Source organism: Vibrio nereis NBRC 15637 (assembly GCF_001591105.1).
Lineage (GTDB): Bacteria > Pseudomonadota > Gammaproteobacteria > Enterobacterales > Vibrionaceae > Vibrio > Vibrio nereis.
In genome coordinates this window covers 28,865-49,598 of record NZ_BCUD01000009.1, presented here as the reverse complement: position 1 = coordinate 49,598, position 20,734 = coordinate 28,865, and the positions used below count along the sequence as shown (strand labels likewise).

Below are 20,734 nucleotides of genomic sequence, written 5' to 3'. Positions count from 1 at the left end.
TTCAATCAATCTTTGGTGGCGTAGAGAAGGTATGATGAGGTGCCGGGCTTGGCAGCGTCCATTCTAGCCCTTCAGCGTGTTCCCAAGGTTTGTCGGTCGCTTTTTCTCCGCCTCGAATACACTTGATCACCACCCACAAGAAGATCAATTGTGATAAGCCAAACGCAAAACCGCCAATCGATACAATTTGGTTCACGTCCGCAAACTGGATCGCGTAATCCGGGATCCGTCTTGGCATACCAGCCAAACCTAAAAAGTGCATCGGGAAAAAGAGCACGTTAACCGAGATCACCGAGCACCAAAAATGCAACAAACTCAACTTATGGTCGTACATATTGCCAGTCCATTTCGGCAACCAATAATACGCTGCTGCCATAATAGAAAAGACCGCCCCCGACACCAGCACGTAATGGAAATGCGCCACCACAAAGTAGGTATCGTGGTACTGGAAATCAGCGGGCACAATCGCCAGCATCAACCCAGAGAACCCTCCGATAGTGAATAGAATAATAAATGCGATCGCGAACAGCATCGGAGTTTCAAACGTCATTGCGCCACGCCACATGGTGGCTACCCAGTTAAAGACTTTTACTCCCGTCGGCACCGCAATGAGCATGGTGCAATACATGAAGAACAATTCGGCAAACACGGGCATACCGGTAGTAAACATGTGGTGCGCCCACACCAAAAACGACAACAGCGCAATACTGCAAGTCGCGTAGACCATTGAATGGTAACCAAAAAGCTTTTTACCGCTAAATGCAGGGATAATGGCCGAAATGATACCGAAGGACGGCAAAATCATGATGTACACTTCGGGGTGACCAAAGAACCAAAAGATGTGCTGGAACATGACTGGGTCCCCGCCCCCAGCGGCATCGAAAAATGAGGTGCCAAAGTATTTATCAGTCAGCACCATGGTGACCGCCCCTGCCAAGACAGGCATAACCGCAATCAGCAAAAATGCAGTGATCAGCCACGTCCAAACAAACATCGGCATTTTGAACCAAGTCATCCCCGGGGCGCGCATATTCACAATCGTTACGATCACATTGATCGCCCCCATAATGGAGCTGATCCCCATAATATGTACGGAGAAGACAAACAACGCGGTGCTATCTGGGCTGTACTGGGTCGATAACGGTGCATAGAAGGTCCAACCAAAGTCAGGAGCGCCACCCGCGGTAAACAAAGAGGAAAGTAAGATTAAAAACGCGAAAGGTAAGATCCAAAAACTGAGGTTATTCATACGTGGCAGTGCCATGTCAGGCGCGCCAATCATCATCGGGATCATCCAGTTGGCAAGCCCGGTAAATGCCGGCATCACCGCCCCAAATACCATCACCAAACCATGCACTGTTGTCATCTGGTTAAAGAACTGCGGCTCCACCAGTTGAAGTCCGGGCTGGAAGAGTTCAGCGCGAATGACCATCGCCATCGCGCCGCCAGTGAGAAACATAATGAAGCTAAACCAGAGATAGAGAGTCCCTATATCTTTATGGTTGGTCGAGTAGATCCAACGGGCGATTCCTTTGGGCGCTTCATGATGATGATCGTCTTCGACCGCAATCGCACTATTTGCTCGGCTCAAATCTGCATCCGCAACGGGTGCCGCTTTAATATTTTCTGACTCAGGTTTGGACGTTTTCATTGTCCCTCCTTAGACGTTTGCGACGTTGCAGCTTTAAACGCATTGACATCCGATGCTTGCACCAAGTCGCCCACACTGTTACCCAGTCCATTTCGTTGATAAGTGACCACAGCTGCGATCTCTTTATCACTCAGCTGATTAGAAAATGCCTGCATTGCCGTTCCCGGTCGACCATTCACAACCGTATCGATGTGCACCGACACATCGCCAGTCGCCACCTGACTGCCAGTAATAGCCGGAAAAGCACCAGGTATGCCAGCGCCAGTGGCTTGGTGACATACCGCGCATCTGTCCAGGTAAGTTTTCTCGCCTAGGGTCATCAGCTCTTGTTTTGAGAGCGTCGCAGTTAGTGAGGCCGCAGCTTCTTGTTCTGCTTTCGCTATCTCGTCTTTTTTGGCTAATAACCATTGGTCGTATTTATCTTCTTCCATGGCATGTACCACAATCGGCATAAAGCCATGCGCGCGCCCACACAGCTCAGCACATTGACCGCGGTACACACCGGGCTTATCAATGCGCGTCCATGCCTCGTTAATGAAGCCGGGAATGGTGTCTTTCTTTACCGCAAAATCGGGCACCCACCACGAATGGATGACATCGTCTGATGTGAGGAGAAAACGGATTTTTCGATTGATTGGTAGAACAAGTGGTTCATCCACTTCCAACAGATAATGCGCCCCTTTCTCTTCAACGCCATCAATCGCTTTTTGGCTGGTCGCGAGCAGACTGAAATACTCCACCCCTTCGTTAAAATAGCTGTAATGCCACTTCCACTGCGAGCCGGTAATTCGAACTGTCAGATCGGACTGAGAAGTGTCTTCCATGGCGACGAGCGTTTTCGTCGCGGGAATCGCCATGAGCACAAGGATAATGATAGGAATGACGGTCCAGACTACCTCAACTTTGGTGCTTTCATGGAAATTGGCCGCGACCGCGCCTTTAGACTTGCGGTGACGAAACATGGAATAGAACATGGCACCAAACACAACAAGTGCGATGGCGCAGCAGATATAGAAGATCAGCATGTGAAGATCGTAAACTTTACCACTGATATCTGTGACGCCCTTGGTCATGTTGAACGCGCTTTCTTCAGCCTGTACAGACGAAACAATGGCAGTCAGCATAACAGCGAGCACTCGCCACAATACATCCTGTATTCTTTTCAAAAGACCTCTCCTCTGTCTTTTCCATCACGATTGACGGCCACTCCAAGACAACCAATAAGACGTGTGAATAAGTCTATGTGGTGCTTGTGCTTGGGAAATTTGTAAACAGCAAAACTGATGTAATTTGTTATAGTTATGTTAATAAAAGCTAGTTGGGGTTTGTCGATTGTGCAAGAAAGTGCTCAATCAATTTCTAGTCTCTTATCAGTTTAGCGATTGCCCTCTCGCAAATGATAATCGTTATCAACCATAATATCCCAGATGTCATACACTTGGGATAACGATTCAAAAAGGTATAAAGGTTATGATGGAACAAGTTACTCATTGGTTAGAAAAAGATCCCGATCCGCACACAAGAGAAGAGCTTCAACATCTGATTGATGAAAAAAGCTATGACGAACTAGAGGACAGGTTCAGCAAACGTCTGGAATTTGGTACGGCGGGGCTACGAGGCAAAGTAGGCTGTGGACCTAACCGAATGAATCGACTCGTGATTCAAGAGACGGCTGCCGGGCTGGGCCATTATCTGATTGATGAAGTTGAAGATGCTTGTCACCGTGGTGTGGTGATTGGTTACGATGGCCGCCCAGATTCAAAACAGTTCGCACATGATACCGCTTCTGTTCTGACCAGCTTAGGCCTCAAGGTGTACTTAACTCACCAAGTTGCTGCGACGCCTATCGTCGCGTTTGGGGTACGTCACTTTAATGCTGCTGCCGCTGTGGTCGTCACGGCCAGTCACAACCCTCCGGAATACAACGGTTTTAAAGTATATTGGGAGAATGGCGCGCAAATTATTCCGCCGCACGATTCAGGTATTGCCGCTGAGATTGACGTGGCGGCCACACGAGCAGTGCCGCTCATGAACCTCGATGACGCACACAAACACGGCTTGTTAACCTGGCTAGAAGACGACTACTATCAAACTTATCGTCATACCATGAACCACACTCCATTGTTGGCGAATCATACGAGTCCTGAATCTGTTGGTATTGCCTACACGGCGATGCACGGTGTCGGCGCAGAAATGGCCGAAACACTATTGCACGATGCAGGCTTCACGAAAGTTTACAGTGTAAAAGAACAAAGAGAGCCAGACGGTCGCTTCCCGACGGTTAACTTCCCTAATCCCGAAGAAAAAGGCGCAATGGACATGGTGGTCGCCTTAGCCAAAGCGAACAATGCAGACCTCGCCTGTGCCAACGATCCCGATGCTGACCGCTTTGCCGTTTCGGTGAGAAAACCGGATGGAGAGTACCAAATGTTATCAGGTGACCAGGTGGGCTCTCTGCTCGGTCATTACTTACTCAGCCATACTGATGCAACAAAACAGCTGGTTGGGAACACCATCGTTTCGTCCACATTATTGAGTAAAATCGCCCAAGCGCATGGTGCAGCCTACTACCAAACTCTGACCGGATTTAAGTGGCTGACTAACGTCGCGATGCAAAAACAAACCGATGACCAGCAATTTTTATTCGCGTATGAAGAAGCTTTAGGTTACACCGTTGGTAGTAAAGTGTGGGACAAAGATGGATTATCGGCCCTTGTGGCTTTTGCGCAGTTGACTGCGGAATTAAAGAGCCAAGGCAAAACGATTTGGGACCAGCTTGAAGCACTCTATCGTGAGCATGGCATGTACTTTAATGCGCAGCACAGCTCCATACTGGATCCGAAAGATCCACCGGTGGGTGACAAACTGCGAGAGAGTCAACCAACCATGATCGCAGGGCGACAAGTTGAAGTGCTGGAAGACTTGAAAACACTGACGAAAACCTACGCCGATGGTAAAACCGAGACGATCGATTTACCAGCAAGCGATGTTTTGATTTATCACCTATCTGGTGGCGCGCGTGTGATCGTTCGTCCGTCTGGTACGGAACCTAAATTGAAGTGCTATTACGAGGTCGTGGAGCCTTTTGCGGCAGAAGATTCATATGATCAAGCGGTTGAAAAGGCTGAACTCGCAATCGATATGCTAATCAGCGAGCATCAAAGCAGCCTCTAAGCTATCGATTTTAAAATAAAGCCTACCATGTTGTAGGCTTTATTTTTGTGATTATTTTGTCCAAAATTCATAACAAAACAACACTGAGAAATAAGTTTAATAATAAAATAAACATCATTAAAATTATTATTAATATTTATATTAATAATAATGAGTTTGTATTGAACTATAATTAGAGCGCCAAAACTCATTAGTTTGATAAACTTGAGGCTCTATTTATGAAAAGATTAACTTATATGGTTGCTGTTATTTCTCTCGGCAGCATATTTAGTACATTTGCCGCTCATCATACAGAAGCTTTACTAGAAGATGCACTGAATGCGGCTCCGCCAACTTTACGTGATCAAGTCACCGTAATGGACTGGGAAAATAACGTTTTGCAAGAAGGTAGTAGCCAATACACTTGCTTCCCGACCCCACCACAATTACAAGGCACTGCCCCTATGTGTATGGACGGTCCTTGGATGGCATGGGCTGATGCATGGATGAACAAGAAGCCTTTTACCGCTGAAGCTATGGGTATTTCATACATGCTGGCGGGCGATGGAGGAGCAAGTAATACCGATCCATACGCAGAAGCCGCCACCGACGATAATCAATGGATTGTGGAAGGCCCACACTTAATGATTATCACACCGGACCAAGCGCTTTTAGACTCTTTGCCGACCGATCCGTACTATGGTGGACCATACGTTATGTGGAAAGGCACACCGTATGCACATATTATGATTCCCGTTGGAGCACGGAAATAATGCCTATGACTAATATAAATCGGCTTTTACTCTAAATAGTAAAAGCCGATTGTTTTTATTATTTATTTAGAAAACCAAACCCTGGCAATAATACCTATCGGGGTCGTCACTCCCGTCGTAATACTCTCTATTTTTCCTTGGTTTACAATAAATATTGTAGGGGTTACTTGAACTCCCCACTTTCGCATAAATATATTATTTGGATCGTTAACGTTTTCAAACTGATAGTCTTTACTTTGCAGAAACTGCGCAACACGTTGCTCCTCTCCTGAAGCCGACGAAACCGCCACAACTGAGTAATGATCAGCGAGCCAACTGACACTCGGGCTAACAAACTTACACGCCGGACACCATGTTGCCCAGAAATAGACGATCACAGGCTCTTTGTGGCTTTGCTCTATCAAATCAACTGGCAAACCCGCCACGGTGTTGGCGACTAAACTCGGCGCGGTATCGGTAGCAATGTCTTGGGTGCGGTACCAATCCACCGCGACAGAGACAACAGTCAATATCACCATCATCTGTACCGCTTGGCGTAACCAATAGCCCAGCCCTTTTTTTGTACTCTCTTTTTTTGTCATTGGTGATCACTCCCCTGCGCGGTATGTATGGCTTGCATGACACTTTCTTCTGTCAAAATTACAGGCAGTGGAATGCCCTGTGGTTTAGCTGGCCCGTAGACGATGTTGAAAGGCACACCAAAACGGCCATTTTCTCTGAGGTAACGACTCACCGCACTGTCAGGGTGAGTCCAGTCACCTTGCATTGGAATAATGCTATCTTGCTTTAGTGTTGAATAGACGGGATCTTGCAACAGAACCCCGACCTTATTGGCTTTACAGGTCACACACCAATCGGCTGTCACATTGACAAATACCGTCTTGCCCTGGCTCACTGCGCGAGAAATATCGTTTTGATCCAAAGAACGCCATACCAGATCATCCGGTAGTGGTTTTACCCATTGCTCAGTGGTGATGCTTCCTAACACCAAAGAACTGCTTAAGCCAATAAGCAAAAGCCCCCCAGCCGTGACAAACGCTTTGTCACCATGAACCCGTTTTACTGCTCTCAGCAGCGCAACCACTAAAAACAGTGCCGCAACGATAACCCAAAAGATCGGTATGTGATTACTCGTTAAGTACAGCAGCCACAAGCAGGTTGCTAGCATCATTGCGCCAAACGTGTACTTCACTTTATTCATCCACTTCCCTGGTTTGGGCAGTAAAGATGCAAGTCGAGGAAAGGCTGCAACCAGGAGCCAAGGCAACGCCATACCCAGCCCTAGAGCAGTAAAAATAGCAAATAGCTCAATACTGTTTGCACCCAAAGCAAAAGCAACCGCTGTGCCTAAAAAGGGCGCAGAACAAGGCGTCGCCAGTAAGGTGGCAAACACGCCCTGAGTAAAGTGACCAATGGCAGAGTCATCCCCCTTAGTCGATGCCCAGGTGCTAAGTTTTGAAGGGAGCATAATATTAAACAGCCCGAGCATATTGGCACCAAACAGTCCTGTAACCAGCGCCATCAATCCAAGAAACCAAGGACTTTGGAATTGAATTCCCCAACCGACGGCATTACCCGTCAATTTTAGGCCCCATAAGAATATCGCTAACAGCCAAAATGAGCAGAGAATACCGAAAGAGCAAGCGACAAACTGCCGACGTATTTGCGATTTTTGCAAACCTTGCGTAGCAATCACACTACTCAGCTTCATCCCCAATACGGGCAAGACACACGGCATCACATTAAGAATCAAGCCACCGACAAAAGCAAACAACAACATGATCAGCAATGAAGATTGATGTCCCGCGACTGTGCCTAGTCCCGCGACCATATTCGCTTCTGCTAACACGCCTTCATCTTTCACCGACACAAAAAGCGGAACCTGATCCAAGTCGATGTCGCGCATCCAGCTAGAGACGGCAAAAATAGCGGTGGCTTGATTGTCTGTCGTACGGATAGACAAAGGTTTAAAGCTGTATTCTTTTGCCTTGTGATGAGACGAGTCAACTATCAACTCTGGGTTATGCCAACCTAACGAGCGCGTCAGCGACACTTGTAACTGATTCGTTTGTGGATCCCAACGTGCTTCTGAGTCGGTAATTTGTGATGTGCTTCTTGGCACAAGGCTGATCGCCTGAGCATATTGAAAAGCCGCCGATTCCGATAGCTGCAATTGGTTGGCATTGAAAGTTAAAGTGAAAGTGTAATCGGTCAGTACACAAACCGTATCACAAGATGACAAGGTGAGTGTTGCATTTAGCGCGACTGGGCGACTCCAGTCCGAAATGTGTAACGTGATCGGGATAACCACATCCCCTTTGTAGCCGAGAGTATTGATACCCAACAATTCATATTGCTGCGGATAAGGCCAGTGCCATTCAGCTCGGCTTAAGTTATGTGACTCTTTCCAGTCTATCTTAGGGGCAACACCACCTTCCCCCGGACTTCGCCAGTAGGTTTTCCAGCCTTTGTCCAATTTGACTTCAAGAAACCCTTCGACCGTCTTTTTATCTGGATTAACTTGGCCTGTCAGTACAAATCTGGTGGTCACTGGTGGATGTTCCGGGTTAGACATCCACCCTGTATTGGTTTCTGCCCGTACGTAAGAAGAGCAGATAAGTAGAGCAAGCGTAATAAAGCCAACTAACTGATTAAACAGTCTTATAGTATTTATGCGGTTCATATATTTCCCAACTTTACGCCAGTGCAACACAACGTAGCGGCTAGCGACGAAGAACTCAGCCTAACACGGCGTGAGATTTAAGATATCCCCCCAATGGACCGCACTAAGTTAAAGAACTGTTCAAGTTAGGCAATTTTCTTTTGTAAGAAGATCTTATCAACGCCCTCTGTTGGAAAGCTGGTATAGCGCCCAACCTCTTTAAAACCAAGCTTGGCGTAAAAATCAGGCGCCTGAAATGAGTAAGTGTCCAGATAGATGTCCGTCACACCGCATTGCTTAGCTTGTCGTTCTACTTCCGCCATCAAGGTCGAACCAATGCCAGCAGAACGGTGGTTTTCATCCAACCATAAAAACTCAACAAACAGCGTATTGGTAAATATTTGTCCCGTGAGCCCTCCTAAGAAGTTATCACCAGGGTCTTCCGCAACGCATGCCACCGAATGAACAGGCTGGTCTGGAAGGTGCTTTAAATTAAACGCTTTTAACCCGTTATAGATCAGATCTTTGATATTTTTAGGCGGATTCCATATGAACTGTACATGCATAAAATGACTTCCCTGTAATGAAAAAGGTCAGCGATTGCTGACCTTTGAAACTGTGCCAAAAAGTGGCTTAGCTAGCAAATGAACTTAACATCCACAGAGCTAGCACGATAAAGATGCCACCCATAAACTTGTGCTGATAGGTTCTAAACTTGGCGTTCTCAAGCAGAGGTTTACCCAATGTGCCAACCAGAGCCACCAGCAGCAAGTTAAATGCTAACCCCAGTACGTTAAGCAGCAATCCAAGCGCAAGCATTTGCTCGCCCGATGAAGCGGTAATATTGCTAGACACAAACTGCGGTAAGAACATGACAAAAAACACCAACGCTTTTGGATTGAGCAGATTGCTCACTAAAGCGCGCTGGTAAAAAGTAGTAGCCATTTTACTGCTGCCGTCTAGCTCAGGCGCTTCTGAGGCGCTGGCTCTCAGGCAATCCCAGCCCATTTTTAGTAAATATGCCCCACCCAAAAGGTGCAACGCTTTCAACGCCATTGGGCTCATGGCAATTAATGCCGACACGCCCAGAGCAGCAAGCAGCGTTAAAATAACGCCTGATGTCGCGTTACCTAAGCTGGCGAAGATACCCACTTTACGCCCGTAGCTCATGCTTGAGCTGGCGATCAGTAACATATCTGGGCCAGGCAACAGCAACAGTGCAACTACAGCCGTTAAATAAACGGGAAGCACAGAAATATCAATCATAACTTTTATTTTACCGGAACAGGAAAGCGCGGAATTTTATACCAACCTAGAAATCTATTCCATAGTCAATATATAGATAAAATTTGCACTGATAGAATAAAGTACAGCCGAAAACCATCAACCTGAGTGAAATAAAAAGCGCAATTTTGTACAAAAACCTTAGCCCCTATTAAGCTAGACTGCTGCAAGGTGTATCAGAGGGAAGTAAGATGAGTCATCACATGGAGAAAGAGTCAGCGAATTTTCAGCTAGCGAATGAGCTCGGTGGGTTAGAGCTGCTTGACGCCAAGTACACCAACCAAAACTTTTCTCGCCACAGTCACGAAGGCTACACCATCGGCGTGATCGAAAAAGGCGCACAACGCTTCTATCGCACGGGTGGCAATCACATTGCACCGCAAGACAGCATTATTCTTGTCAACGCAGATGAAGTACACAATGGCCAAACGGCCACTGAAGGCGGTTGGGAATACAAAGCCATGTACCCGCTCCCAGAACAATTTTCTAAACTGACAGACGGACTACTGCCCAAAGACAGCACACCGTATTTCCCGGAGCCCGTCGTCTACGATCCAGAACTTGCTCAGCAACTTAGAATGGTGTTCAACACACTGTCGAAATCTGACAACCGATTGCTGCGTGAAACGCTGGTGTACGGAACCTTGGTCAAACTGCTGAGCAGACACAGTAAAAGCCGCGCCGATTGGGAACCGCAAACCCGAACACAAAGGCAGCTTAAGTTAGTCAAAGAGTTTTTGGATGACTTCCCACAAGCCGACATCAGCTTAGATGATTTAGCCAAGCTTGCAGGTCTTAGCCCTTATTATCTTGTGCGCAGCTTTCAGAAGGAGTTTGGCTTTCCTCCTCATGCCTATCAAATTCAATCGCGTTTAAGGCTGGCAAAACAGTTACTAAGACAAGGCATGGGCATTTCGGATGTTGCCCAAGAAACTGGCTTTCACGACCAAAGCCACTTTCATCGCCACTTTAAACGTGCCATGGGTGTAACACCCAAGCAGTACCAGCAATAAATCACTAGGGCCTGTTTACAGCAATATTGTACAAGCGCTAACACCGCGATCATGTCTGAATAGAGATGAGTTTTTTCACTAAGAGATACCCATGAGTACCATCAGTTTGAGTTCCACCACTGCCCCCTCGCGCAGCAAACTTTTCCTGCAAGGCGCTATCGCCATGCTGCCTCTGAGCATTGCCGTGATTCCTTGGGGATTGCTCGCAGGCTCCTATGCCGTTGAATCTGGCCTTACGATTATCGAAAGCCAGGCACTGTCGGCGATATTATTTGCAGGCTCGGCACAATTGGTTGCCACAGGTATGATCAAAGCTGGCGCAAGCTTAACCACCATGCTATTGGCGACCTTTTTTATTACGTCACGACACTTTCTTTATAGCGTATCGATGCGTAGTAAAATCAGCCCTTTACCTTTACGATGGCGCTTAGCGTTAGGCTATTTACTGACCGATGAGTTGTTCGCTATTTGTGGGCAACAATCCGACAAGCAGTTTAACCGCTGGTACGCACTAGGGGCGGGGCTAAGCTTTTACCTTTTCTGGAACCTAGTGACGCTGATTGGGATCTTCGCGGGTAGCTACATTCCATCAATGAATGAGCTTGGGCTTGAATTCGCAGTCGCTGCCACCTTTATTGCCATTGTGATCCCAAATGTAAAAAGCTATCCCGTACTCGCGGCCGTTGTCGTTTCTCTGATACTAGCCGTTGTGTGCAGCTACTTAGGGATAGAATCAGGATTGATGATCGCCAGTGTTGGCGGCATGTTCGCAGGCTATATCACCGAATCACTCAAAGGAGCAAACTCATGATCTTATTGTCTATCTTCGCCATGACTTTGCTGGTGTTTGTTAGCCGTTATCTTTTTCTCGAACCGCGCTTACCGTTAAAGTTAAACCCTCAAGCACAACGGTTGCTGAGCTATTCCAGCCCTGCGGTGTTAACCGCGATTTGGGCACCGATCGTATTTATGCCAGACAAACAGTTGTGGCTAACGCCTGACAACCCTTACCTCATTGGTGCAATTGTCGCCGCGTTCACCGCTTGGAAAACAAAAAATGTCTTGCTCACCACCTTTATTAGCATGGCGATCTTTCTGGTGCTTAAGCTGCTTTAAAACAACCTGCCTAGCCAAAAATGGCAGCAATCAAAAACACCACAATCGCGATACACAAGGTCCATTTCAGTAGCACTCCTAGTTGAGATGAACCACCATTTGGTGCTTTGTTACAACAACCCATAAACCACCTCTGAACCCATAAAAAAACCTCTGATTGAATCACTCAATCAGAGGTTACACGTTTCCCTTGGGGCAAGGTAAAGCTCGTTATTCAGCCACCCACTCAATTTCTATCAGAGTTTCCTCGTTTTGCTTCAAACGGGCCAAAAAGACATCCCCTTGATGCACTTCCCCGACGCCTTGTGGTGTGCCAGTCATGATCACATCACCGTCTTGCAGCGTGGTATAGCTTTGAAGCTCCTGCAAAATCACGTTTGGTGAATACATCATCTGAGACACATCGCCTTTTTGCACTCGTACGCAGTTGATAAACAGCTCGATTTCTAGCTGATGGATGTCCAACCCGGCCAATGGGATGAAACGGCTAAACACTGCAGAACCGTCAAACGCTTTCGCTCTTTCCCAAGGCAGTCCTTTTTCCTTGAGCTTGGATTGTAAGCCGCGCTTAGTTAAATCTAGGCCCAAACCGACACCGTGCAATTGGCTGTCTTTCACTAGAAAACAGATTTCACCCTCATAATGCAAAGGCTCTTGGTGCGCCGAACGCAACGTTGATGAAATAGAAGTCGATGGTTTATTGAACACCACCATTTGCTCCGGGATGGCATTATTAAGTTCTTGGATATGCTCCAAGTAATTGCGACCCACACAGACAACTTTCGTTGGATAAACCAACGCTTCATCAAGCTTAACCGAATACATATTTTCTTCCCTGAACAGCGAACATAAGGGCACGATTCTAGTCTAACTATGTTAAAAATAAACTAAACGAATCACGAAAACCCGATCCGTTCCCCACTATTAAGCTATCGATAAATAAACAAAAAGCGCCTGCACAAATTGCACAGGCGCTCGCCGGATCACTATGACATTAACTTGAAGGATTATAGGAAGTAACGTGCCCCTACCGTCCAGAAATCTTCTTCTTTTTCGCCGATGTCGTTACCTGCATCAAACTGGTAACCCGCAAATCCCATAAACTTCGGTGTGATGGTGTATTCCAATTGAAGCGCAGCATGGCTGTATTGCGTGTTTTCGCTGTCCGAATCCACCACCTCTTCATAATTACCAATCACATTCATGCCATAGCCCAGCCCATAAGCCAAGAGTAACTCAAGAGCGTCAGTATCCTCTATACCACTATTCATATAGTCATTCATTGCATAAACAGCCGCGCCATAAAAACCACTGCCGTATTCGCCTGCACTGATAGAAACCGCGTGAGATTGCTGATCCACTTTTTCTGTACGGGTCACATCCCCACCGTTATAAGCGTAACCTAACGTGACCATATCGATGGAAAAGCTCAAAGCGGCCTGAGTTCGAGAATGGTATTCAACCGTGGTCACAGGATCGCCTACTTCCTCGGTATGGTTGCCCTGCCAACCAAGACCTATATGTAAATCACCAACATCCCCCAGTGACAAGGAGTTTCTGTAACTCACCATTCTTTCAGCGCGAGCCGTGCCTAAAAAGTAATAATCATCGTAGATAAAATCGGTCGCAAACGCGATAGGTAAGTCAGTTACCCCTACCACATCGTAATATGGGGACCATTGAGTACCAGCGACTAAACGGCCGTATTGATCATGGGTTGCCCCGATATAGCCTAAACGTGTTGAGAATGATTGTTCGCCACCGTCTAAGTAATTGAGTGACCACTCACCTTTTGCATCGACCGTTACGCCGTTGCCAAGGTCTTGTGTACCTGAGATGTTAATCCGAGGAGAAACTGAATGAACTTCAACCTCATCACTAGAATCGTATTCGCCAACGCCTACATCAACGTATCCACCAATGGAGAGTGTTGTGTTACCGCGATTGTAAACCTCTGCGGCAAATGCGCTGGAACCACATGCTGTTGCCATCACTGCAATGGCTAGTAATTTCATTTTCATAATTTAGTATCCGTATCAAGGTTATACCTCGTCCGAATAAGGCAGGTGCCAAAACAACACGAACACTAAAACCCTAGTAGGTAAAAAGCGGTTTTGAGAAGGCTCTCAATTGTAATACTTTAACCTTTTGATAGAGATACCGAACTCTAATCGCTATAGAACTCTGGTAAATGCATGAATTTATGCTCTATTTTAAATCCATTGCCCGCTGAGATTAATAAGTGATTAGAGTCACATTTTTAGAAATCACTAATGAACTTTCTCTGATTTTATAGAATCACCTCAGCATAAAATACACACCTCGCACGGCTCTCTTAGCTAAAAATACGTCTCCGATTAGATACTTTGCCGCTGGGTTTTTAGCAAAGATGTGAATACCTCTCTGCGATGCGGTGATATATATTTTTTCAATATCAATCCATAAACTATCTATTTCTCACCCCTCTCAGATTTCACTATCCTTGAGTAAAATTTTGAGGATAAAAATCATGAAAATAATCACGCCGACTCTGTACCTAAAAGGCACCTTCAACGGTTGGGGGCTAGACACGCCGTTCACTGAAAATGGCCTAAACTGCTTTTCTGCGAGCGTCGTTTTCTCGGTCGATACTCATAAGTTCAAGATTGCAGACATGGACGGCCGTGAAGAATGGACATTCTCTGCCCATCCAACAAAAGCGACAGCACTTGATTTAGATGACACCACGCAACTGATTCATACCCAAGGTATCGGTAATGATCTGACTTTTTCACCAAGCCAAACTGGCCGCTACACGTTGCACTTAGACTTAAGCTCAGACACTCCGACGCTTACTATTGTTCTAGCAGAAAACGGGGCAGAAACTGCTTCAACTCGAGGACTGGAAAGCTACAGCTTAGCAATAACGACCGGAGAATTACCGCGCTTAGCAGCCGTTAACCATGCCTTAGACCCTCAGGATCTGTTCGATACGTTAGCGATAGAAAGTGATCGACCTTTCCCGTACGTGTTTGGAGATAACGTTGATGGCTACTATGAAGGAAGAGCCTTGAGTTTCTCTTGTGGGGACCGCTACCGACATCATCAAGGTTGGCATTTAGGCGGTTTTGGATCCTATGTCGACGGTCAGTTAAACGACAAAAATGCAGCCAACAAAGCGCGTTTATTGCCCTATGGCATTGAACATCAGTTTGAATCATCTTCTGACATTCTCTCTTTGGTACAAAACCAGCGATTGGTGTGTTTAACGGTCCACACTACGACAAAGTCGACATTATCGATCGTACCCGAACTCAACCTTCCGCTTAATCACACATACGTTGAGCAACATGACGGCGTGCTTGTCTACACGCTTGAAACGGAGTATTGCCCTGAAGGCTGCCCGAGATTCATCGCCATCAGCGCCAACCAAGCGGTGACGGCTAATGAGGTCTCATTCGCTACGCACCCAGAGTTAAATCAGGTCATGCATTTGGCAAGGGAAAACACCAAGCTGATGCTGACATCACAAGCCAGCACAGACTTGCTCACGGTTTACCTGAGTTTTGAGCACGACAAAGAAAAGGCGGTCGCGAGCGCAAAAAACGCGGCCATTGATCATGGCTTTGTTCGCCACCAGCAGAAACTCTATCAATTTCTCACCCACAGTTATCTCTGGAGCGACGATATTGAATACAACCGAGCGGTGATGTGGGCACGTTTATCAAGCCGTACTTTTGTCAGCCATGAGTTTGGCACTGGCATATGGGCGGGTCTGCCATGGTTTAAAGATTGCTGGGGCAGAGATACCTTTATCGCATTATCGGGGACTAGCCTCGCCAATGGTGAGTTTGATGAAGCCAAAGCGATCATAGAAAACTTCGCCGCGATGCAAATGACCGATAAGCAATCCAAAAACTATGGCCGTATTCCCAACCGCGTGACCAGCAAAACCAACATCATCTACAATACGACAGATGGCACGCCGTGGATGATCCGCGAAATCCTAGAATACATTAACTACAGCGGTGACTTGGCATTCGCCCATAAGATGTACCCTGTGGTAGCGCGCTTTATCGAGGGAGTAGAGAATAACTACCTAGATGAAGACGGCTTAATGAAGCATCGCCACCCTGATACATGGATGGACGCCAAAATTAACGGACAGATCCCGTGGTCACCACGCGGCCCCAAAGCCAACGACATCCAAGCGCTGTGGTTTGAAAGCTTACAATGCGCAATTCTGCTGGCTGAACTGATTGATGATGAAGAAAGTCAGGCTAAATGGCGTGCAATGGCCGACAAGGTCAAAGAAAGCTTTGTGCAGAAGTTCTGGAACGAAAATACACTTCAACTCGCAGACAGGTTAAACGCGGGCGATACGCCTGATTACAGTGTCAGACCCAACCAACTGATGACATTGACGATCCCGCAACACAACGCGCTTATCAGTGATTCCATCGGCGCGCATATTGTCAAAAACAGCGTGAGCACTCTGCTTTTCCCGTGGGGAATTTGTTCTCTGGATCAACACCATACCGATTTTCATCCTTATCATGACAACCGCAGCGAATACCACAAAGATGCGGCCTATCACAATGGTACAATTTGGGGTTGGAATGCGGGCTTCACTGTGACGGCTTTAGCCCAATATCAGCAACAAGATTTCGCTTATACATTGTCTAAAAACCTGGCTAAACAGATCTTAGAGCAAGGCCATCGCGGCACCATGAGTGAAAACTTGGACGCTTACCAACAAGACCCTAGCCAGCTTGTTGAAACTGGCACATACGCTCAAGCATGGTCTGTATCTGAGTATGCTCGCAATGCGCAGCAAGATTACCTCGGCTTTAAACCTAAGCTATTAGAAGGTGTGATTGAACTGGCGCCAGCGCTTCCAACACAATGGCGAACAGCCACGGCCACGCTGCCTTACGGCGAAAAAAGCACATTGAATGTTCACTACGAACGAGTCGATAACACGCAAGTTTATCTGCTATCTGCGACACAAGCTGAGTCAGATGTAAAACTGAAAGTTCGCTTAACGGGTTCACCTAATGAGCAAGTAGAGATAACATGCGATCTAACACTACCTTTAGAGGTTAAGATCGATAATGGTGAAGTATCACTCAGCCGAGAGGTGGAGCAGTTCAACAGAGTCGCTAAACCCCACTTCCCTGAGCTCGATACTCTCTATTTTGCACAGCCAGACATACGCTTAAAACATCGCTCACTTGAGTCAAAGGATTACTTGTTAAAACAGCGAGAAGCGGAAAATCTAGAGCTAGCCAAAGACTAATACGCGAGCCGAGTAGATAAAAAAATCCGCCACTCTGAAAAAGAGTGGCGGATTCAATAGTCTGAAAGTAGCGTTATTTATTCTCTTTCGCTGCTGTGTAGCCGTATTCTTCAATTAATTGCGACGCTTGTTTGCTATCTAGGTACTTGATGAATGACTGTGTTTCTTGATCCACTTTGCCCTCTTGGTAAACAACCAGGAATGGACGCGCTAATTCGTACTTACCATTAGCAATCGTGCCGTTGTTTGGTTTAACACCCTCAAACGTAATTGGTTTCACAGACTGGTCAATAGAGCCGGTTGAAATAAAACCAATGGCTTGCTTGTTGTGGTTAACGATGGTTTTTACCATGCTGTTGCTGTTCACCACCAAATTATTCGGGCTGATATCAGATACAAGGCGATCATTAATCACTTTGGTTAACCCCATTAAGCTTTCAAAACTGTAACGAGAACCAGAAGACGCTTCGCGAGTCACCACAGCAATGGCTTGATCAGTGCCACCAAGCTCTTTCCAGTTGGTGATCTTTCCTTTGTAAATATTGAACAGCTGCTCTCTAGTCACATTCTCGACCGAATTTGATTTATTGACGACAACCGCAAGACCATCATACGCGATCAAGTTAACCGCCAAATCTTCATCCTTTTCACTTTCAGTCAAGTAACGAGAACTCATGCCTATGTCCGCGACGCCTTTCTTAACCAGCGTAATCCCCGCACTAGAGCCTACGCCTTGAACGGCAACATAACTGTCTGGATGAGCGGAGTTATAGGTCTCTGCCAGTACATCCATCACTCGCGCGACTGAAGTAGAGCCTGATACATTGACTTCTCCAGCCAACACTGGCTGAGCCGCCAGAGTGCAAGATAAAAGTACAGCAGCCACAGTGCGAAACATAATTTTCTCCATTCAAATTCAAGTAGGTAACTTTAACTGTGCTCATCATATTGCGGAGAGATGACATTTTTGTGAAAAGCTATGCAGACAACAAAATATCCATTAAATACTATGATTAAGTTATCTGCTTGAGGAGCAAATATGGTTGTTGTGAGTTTGCTACAAAGACAAGTTGAAAGCCGTGCGCAGCTTATCTGTCAGCAGCGGAACCAGAGTGTGCCAGCCGAATTAGGCAAAGCCAGTTTTGAAGCAACCAATAACGGCGTTGTGTTTTTTAAACAGCATTTTCTTCTCGACTCGGCCCACTGTGACTACATTGATCAGGTCGCAAAAGTGAAGTGGTGTGAACAAAGCAAGCGATGGCAGCTATTTATGCCAGACGAGGAAAAAGAGCGTTGGTTGCCTTACCCATTTCTGGCCAGCAGTACGGACCTGACAGCGATCATGAGAGAAATAGATAAAGATCCGAAAGAGATGTTCTGGGAAGATTAAAAAAGGGCGCTGACTGCGCCCTTTCTACTATAGCTATCTAGTGGATATTACTCTGCGGCCGCTTCTGCTTCTTCCGCCGTTTTCACCTCGTCAAAGACTTGAGTCGGTTTGGCAAGCAGGCTGCGGTTTTCTTGGTTTACATCCGCCAGCACCACTTCGAATACGTCACCCAAGCGGTAAACGACTTCTTTATCAATAGATACCGTACCTGTTTCACCATCGCACGCCAAACGCTCTTTGTTCGCAAGGATCAATGAGCCAGGAATAAACGCTGCTGCGCCATTTTCCAGTAGGCGTACACGTACACCTGCGCGTGAAACGTCAAACACTTCAGCATTGAAGACGGTTTTCTTCTCAACATCGCCAGCCAGAGTACGAGCGTATAGCCAGTCACCAACATTACGTTCTGCGATCTTGTGATGTTTACGGTGTAAAGCCAGTTCTTCACCGACCGTTTCATCCGCCGTTTGTACTGGTTCTTTACCCAAAACATGCGCTTTCAGCATACGATGGTTGATCATGTCGCCGTACTTACGGATTGGAGATGTCCAAGTCGCGTAGAGATCCAGACCCATTGCGTAGTGTGGTAATGGTTGGTTACCAATCTCGCTGTAGGTTTGGAACTTGCGAATGCGGTTGTCTAGATACGATGTGTCTTGCTTCGCTAACCAGCGGCGCAGTTCAGCAAAGCCTTCTAGAGTCGCAATCGACTCTGCGGTAAATGGCAGTTCACCTTCAGGGTTGATAAGCGCAACCACATCTTCGATTTTCTCTGCTTTGAAACCAGCATGGGTGTTAAACACACCTGAATTAAAGCTTGCTTGTAAAGTACGACCCGCACAGATATTGGCAGTGATCATCGCTTCTTCAACCAAACGGTTAGCACTACGACGCATGTCAGCGTGGATAGCCACGACGTCGTTATCTTCACTCAGTTCAAAGCGGTAGTCTGGGCGGTCTGGGAACACAACCGCGTTCTGCTCACGCCACTCGGCACGCGCTCTAGAAAATTCATACAGGTCACGTACAATTTCTGCAATCTCATCACTTGGCTGCCATGCTTCAGAGCTGCCATTTTCAATCCAGTCAGAAACGTGGTCGTACACTAAACGTGCGTGAGACTTGATGTTTGCCGCAAAGAATTTGATGTCATCGCCGATCACACCGTCTTTGCTGACCGTCACGCTACAACACAGCGCAGGGCGAATTTCGTTCTCGATCAAAGAACATAGTTCGTCCGCTAGGTCACGTGGCAGCATTGGAATGTTGCGGCCAGGAAGGTAAATCGTGAAACCACGCTCGCGCGCGACTTTATCCATCTCACTGTCAGGCGTGATGTAGGCCGTTGGATCTGCAATCGCGATCGTCAGTTCGAAATCGCCATTTTCCAGTTTTTTCGCATGCAGCGCATCATCCATATCTTTTGTTGACTCACCATCGATGGTCACAAAAGGAACGTGAGTCATATCAACACGCTCTAAATCAGCGTCGTCTTTGATTTCCCAGTTGTCGATGCCCGCTGGTTCACTATTTGGCAGGTCGTTTTCCGCCAACGTTACCCACCAAGGCGCGATCTTATCATTTGCGTCAGTAATCTTTTCAGAGATCTCAACAAAGAAGCCGTTATCACCTTTTAATGGGTGACTCGTCAAATGTGCAACGACCCAATCACCTTCTTGAAAATCATCGCTCTTCAGGCCTTTTTTCACTTTCGCCTTAAGAGACATTTTCTTCATCTGTGGATGGTCAGGAACAACGTTCAGCTTGCCTTTGAACAATTTTACGCGGCCAATAAAACGCGTAAACTTTTGTTCCAATAGCTCTTGCGGCTCGGCCACTTCTCGCTCTTTTTCAGTGCGGATAATGGCTTTAACTTTATCGCCGTGTAAGCACTTTTTCATGTACGGTGGCGGGATGAAAAAGCTGGTTTTACTGTCTACTTCAAGGAAACCAAAGCCTTTATCAGTTGCTTTGATTGTCCCTTCCTTCTGAGGCAGGGTCTCTTGGATTTGCTGCTTAAGTTGAGCCAATAGCGGATTATCTTGGAACATCTCTACATTTCTTACTGAAAAAATTGCGCACACTATAACATTGCCGCCATAGCCTAGCTACCTTGAGCAGAGGACTATCTATAAAAGTGTTTATTCAACCGGCAATTGTGAGCGTAAAAAGGCCAAGATGTGAAGATTTTATGAACAGAACAGTGTCAATAGCGAAAAATATGTGATGTATTTCAATTTTTTCTGGCTTTTTTTATGCTTTTAGGGAATAATCTTGCCCCTTATATATATGTCCCTAGCGGCTTGATGCGATTTACGACTTATCCGCATCTGAACGGATTCAGCGATAATCAGGATTGGTATTGGAATTGGTAGAGCTCGTGGGACCTTTTGTTGACATTAATTAGTAGGATC

The 20,734-nt window shown here is 46.5% G+C and carries 17 protein-coding genes; 7 read left to right on the top strand and 10 right to left on the bottom strand.

The window, feature by feature from the left end:
• Position 1: 1 nt before the first annotated feature.
• Together ctaD and coxB are read right to left on the bottom strand one after the other, a co-directional pair.
• Complete coding sequence (gene ctaD, locus VNE01S_RS11355) at positions 2 to 1,651, bottom strand: cytochrome c oxidase subunit I (RefSeq protein ID WP_053394427.1); 1,650 nt, start codon at positions 1,649 to 1,651, stop codon at positions 2 to 4.
• Positions 1,648 to 2,775 carry a cytochrome c oxidase subunit II gene (gene coxB / locus VNE01S_RS11350; protein WP_174522335.1) on the bottom strand — a complete coding sequence of 376 codons (1,128 nt, stop codon included), beginning with the start codon at positions 2,773 to 2,775 and terminating at the stop codon, positions 1,648 to 1,650. Before coxB ends, ctaD begins: the two co-directional genes overlap by 4 nt.
• Positions 2,776 to 3,121: 346 nt before the next feature.
• On the opposite strand from coxB, the gene VNE01S_RS11345 reads away from it, so the two are divergent.
• The gene (locus tag VNE01S_RS11345) at positions 3,122 to 4,825 is read left to right on the top strand and encodes a phospho-sugar mutase (RefSeq protein WP_053394425.1); all 1,704 of its coding nucleotides are present in this window, start codon (positions 3,122 to 3,124) and stop codon (positions 4,823 to 4,825) included.
• Between the two features lie 218 nt (positions 4,826 to 5,043).
• A complete protein-coding gene (locus VNE01S_RS11335; RefSeq protein WP_156309781.1) occupies positions 5,044 to 5,577 on the top strand; it encodes a hypothetical protein in 534 nt (177 codons plus the stop codon).
• A 62-nt stretch (positions 5,578 to 5,639) separates the two neighbouring features.
• On the opposite strand, the gene VNE01S_RS11330 is transcribed toward VNE01S_RS11335, so the two are convergent.
• The 4 genes from VNE01S_RS11330 to VNE01S_RS11315 all read right to left on the bottom strand — a co-directional run bounded on the left by VNE01S_RS11330 (position 5,640) and on the right by VNE01S_RS11315 (position 9,505).
• On the bottom strand, positions 5,640 to 6,158 hold the full coding sequence (locus VNE01S_RS11330; RefSeq protein ID WP_053394423.1) for a protein disulfide oxidoreductase: 519 nt from the start codon (positions 6,156 to 6,158) through the stop codon (positions 5,640 to 5,642).
• Positions 6,155 to 8,260 (bottom strand): protein-disulfide reductase DsbD family protein, encoded by a 2,106-nt coding sequence (locus VNE01S_RS11325; protein ID WP_053394422.1) that lies wholly within the window; start codon positions 8,258 to 8,260, stop codon positions 6,155 to 6,157. The genes VNE01S_RS11330 and VNE01S_RS11325 overlap by 4 nt, the downstream gene beginning before the upstream one ends.
• Before the next feature lie 125 nt (positions 8,261 to 8,385).
• The gene (locus VNE01S_RS11320; protein ID WP_053394421.1) at positions 8,386 to 8,805 is read right to left on the bottom strand and encodes a GNAT family N-acetyltransferase; all 420 of its coding nucleotides are present in this window, start codon (positions 8,803 to 8,805) and stop codon (positions 8,386 to 8,388) included.
• A gap of 67 nt (positions 8,806 to 8,872) precedes the next feature.
• Complete coding sequence (locus VNE01S_RS11315) at positions 8,873 to 9,505, bottom strand: LysE family translocator (RefSeq protein ID WP_053394420.1); 633 nt, start codon at positions 9,503 to 9,505, stop codon at positions 8,873 to 8,875.
• A gap of 209 nt (positions 9,506 to 9,714) precedes the next feature.
• Here VNE01S_RS11315 and VNE01S_RS11310 point away from each other — a divergent pair, with 209 nt between their 5' ends.
• The 3 genes from VNE01S_RS11310 (at position 9,715) to VNE01S_RS11300 (ending at position 11,652) form a co-directional block, all read left to right on the top strand.
• Positions 9,715 to 10,536, top strand: coding sequence for an AraC family transcriptional regulator (locus VNE01S_RS11310; RefSeq protein ID WP_053394419.1), 822 nt, complete (start codon positions 9,715 to 9,717; stop codon positions 10,534 to 10,536).
• A 91-nt stretch (positions 10,537 to 10,627) separates the two neighbouring features.
• Positions 10,628 to 11,347: an AzlC family ABC transporter permease gene (locus VNE01S_RS11305; protein WP_053394418.1), complete on the top strand. Its 720-nt coding sequence runs from the start codon at positions 10,628 to 10,630 to the stop codon at positions 11,345 to 11,347.
• Positions 11,344 to 11,652, top strand: a complete 309-nt coding sequence (locus VNE01S_RS11300) for an AzlD domain-containing protein (protein ID WP_053394417.1) — start codon at positions 11,344 to 11,346, stop codon at positions 11,650 to 11,652. Before VNE01S_RS11305 ends, VNE01S_RS11300 begins: the two co-directional genes overlap by 4 nt.
• Positions 11,653 to 11,862: 210 nt before the next feature.
• On the opposite strand, the gene VNE01S_RS11295 is transcribed toward VNE01S_RS11300, so the two are convergent.
• Positions 11,863 to 12,477, bottom strand: a complete 615-nt coding sequence (locus VNE01S_RS11295) for a fumarylacetoacetate hydrolase family protein (protein WP_053394416.1) — start codon at positions 12,475 to 12,477, stop codon at positions 11,863 to 11,865.
• A gap of 182 nt (positions 12,478 to 12,659) precedes the next feature.
• Positions 12,660 to 13,673 carry a porin gene (locus VNE01S_RS11290; RefSeq protein WP_053394415.1) on the bottom strand — a complete coding sequence of 338 codons (1,014 nt, stop codon included), beginning with the start codon at positions 13,671 to 13,673 and terminating at the stop codon, positions 12,660 to 12,662.
• Between the two features lie 488 nt (positions 13,674 to 14,161).
• Between VNE01S_RS11290 and VNE01S_RS11285 the strand changes: the two genes are divergently transcribed.
• Entirely contained in the window at positions 14,162 to 16,930 is a 2,769-nt protein-coding gene (locus tag VNE01S_RS11285; RefSeq protein WP_053394414.1) for an amylo-alpha-1,6-glucosidase, read from the top strand.
• Between the two features lie 73 nt (positions 16,931 to 17,003).
• Here the strand turns inward: VNE01S_RS11285 and VNE01S_RS11280 are convergent, their stop codons facing one another.
• The gene (locus VNE01S_RS11280) at positions 17,004 to 17,828 is read right to left on the bottom strand and encodes a phosphate ABC transporter substrate-binding protein (protein ID WP_053394413.1); all 825 of its coding nucleotides are present in this window, start codon (positions 17,826 to 17,828) and stop codon (positions 17,004 to 17,006) included.
• A 141-nt stretch (positions 17,829 to 17,969) separates the two neighbouring features.
• On the opposite strand from VNE01S_RS11280, the gene VNE01S_RS11275 reads away from it, so the two are divergent.
• The gene (locus VNE01S_RS11275; protein ID WP_053394412.1) at positions 17,970 to 18,320 is read left to right on the top strand and encodes a DUF3024 domain-containing protein; all 351 of its coding nucleotides are present in this window, start codon (positions 17,970 to 17,972) and stop codon (positions 18,318 to 18,320) included.
• Between the two features lie 47 nt (positions 18,321 to 18,367).
• On the opposite strand, the gene rnb is transcribed toward VNE01S_RS11275, so the two are convergent.
• Positions 18,368 to 20,371 carry an exoribonuclease II gene (gene rnb, locus VNE01S_RS11270; RefSeq protein ID WP_053394411.1) on the bottom strand — a complete coding sequence of 668 codons (2,004 nt, stop codon included), beginning with the start codon at positions 20,369 to 20,371 and terminating at the stop codon, positions 18,368 to 18,370.
• Between the last annotated feature and the right edge of the window lie 363 nt (positions 20,372 to 20,734).

Coding starts and splice junctions, on each gene's coding strand:
- ctaD (WP_053394427.1), bottom strand. CDS start 1,651: ATGAAAACGTCCAAACCTGAGTCAGAAAATATTAAAGCGGCACCCGTT.
- coxB (WP_174522335.1), bottom strand. CDS start 2,775: ATGCTGACTGCCATTGTTTCGTCTGTACAGGCTGAAGAAAGCGCGTTC.
- VNE01S_RS11345 (WP_053394425.1), top strand. CDS start 3,122: ATGATGGAACAAGTTACTCATTGGTTAGAAAAAGATCCCGATCCGCAC.
- VNE01S_RS11335 (WP_156309781.1), top strand. CDS start 5,044: ATGAAAAGATTAACTTATATGGTTGCTGTTATTTCTCTCGGCAGCATA.
- VNE01S_RS11330 (WP_053394423.1), bottom strand. CDS start 6,158: ATGACAAAAAAAGAGAGTACAAAAAAAGGGCTGGGCTATTGGTTACGC.
- VNE01S_RS11325 (WP_053394422.1), bottom strand. CDS start 8,260: ATGAACCGCATAAATACTATAAGACTGTTTAATCAGTTAGTTGGCTTT.
- VNE01S_RS11320 (WP_053394421.1), bottom strand. CDS start 8,805: ATGCATGTACAGTTCATATGGAATCCGCCTAAAAATATCAAAGATCTG.
- VNE01S_RS11315 (WP_053394420.1), bottom strand. CDS start 9,505: ATGATTGATATTTCTGTGCTTCCCGTTTATTTAACGGCTGTAGTTGCA.
- VNE01S_RS11310 (WP_053394419.1), top strand. CDS start 9,715: ATGAGTCATCACATGGAGAAAGAGTCAGCGAATTTTCAGCTAGCGAAT.
- VNE01S_RS11305 (WP_053394418.1), top strand. CDS start 10,628: ATGAGTACCATCAGTTTGAGTTCCACCACTGCCCCCTCGCGCAGCAAA.
- VNE01S_RS11300 (WP_053394417.1), top strand. CDS start 11,344: ATGATCTTATTGTCTATCTTCGCCATGACTTTGCTGGTGTTTGTTAGC.
- VNE01S_RS11295 (WP_053394416.1), bottom strand. CDS start 12,477: ATGTATTCGGTTAAGCTTGATGAAGCGTTGGTTTATCCAACGAAAGTT.
- VNE01S_RS11290 (WP_053394415.1), bottom strand. CDS start 13,673: ATGAAAATGAAATTACTAGCCATTGCAGTGATGGCAACAGCATGTGGT.
- VNE01S_RS11285 (WP_053394414.1), top strand. CDS start 14,162: ATGAAAATAATCACGCCGACTCTGTACCTAAAAGGCACCTTCAACGGT.
- VNE01S_RS11280 (WP_053394413.1), bottom strand. CDS start 17,828: ATGTTTCGCACTGTGGCTGCTGTACTTTTATCTTGCACTCTGGCGGCT.
- VNE01S_RS11275 (WP_053394412.1), top strand. CDS start 17,970: ATGGTTGTTGTGAGTTTGCTACAAAGACAAGTTGAAAGCCGTGCGCAG.
- rnb (WP_053394411.1), bottom strand. CDS start 20,371: ATGTTCCAAGATAATCCGCTATTGGCTCAACTTAAGCAGCAAATCCAA.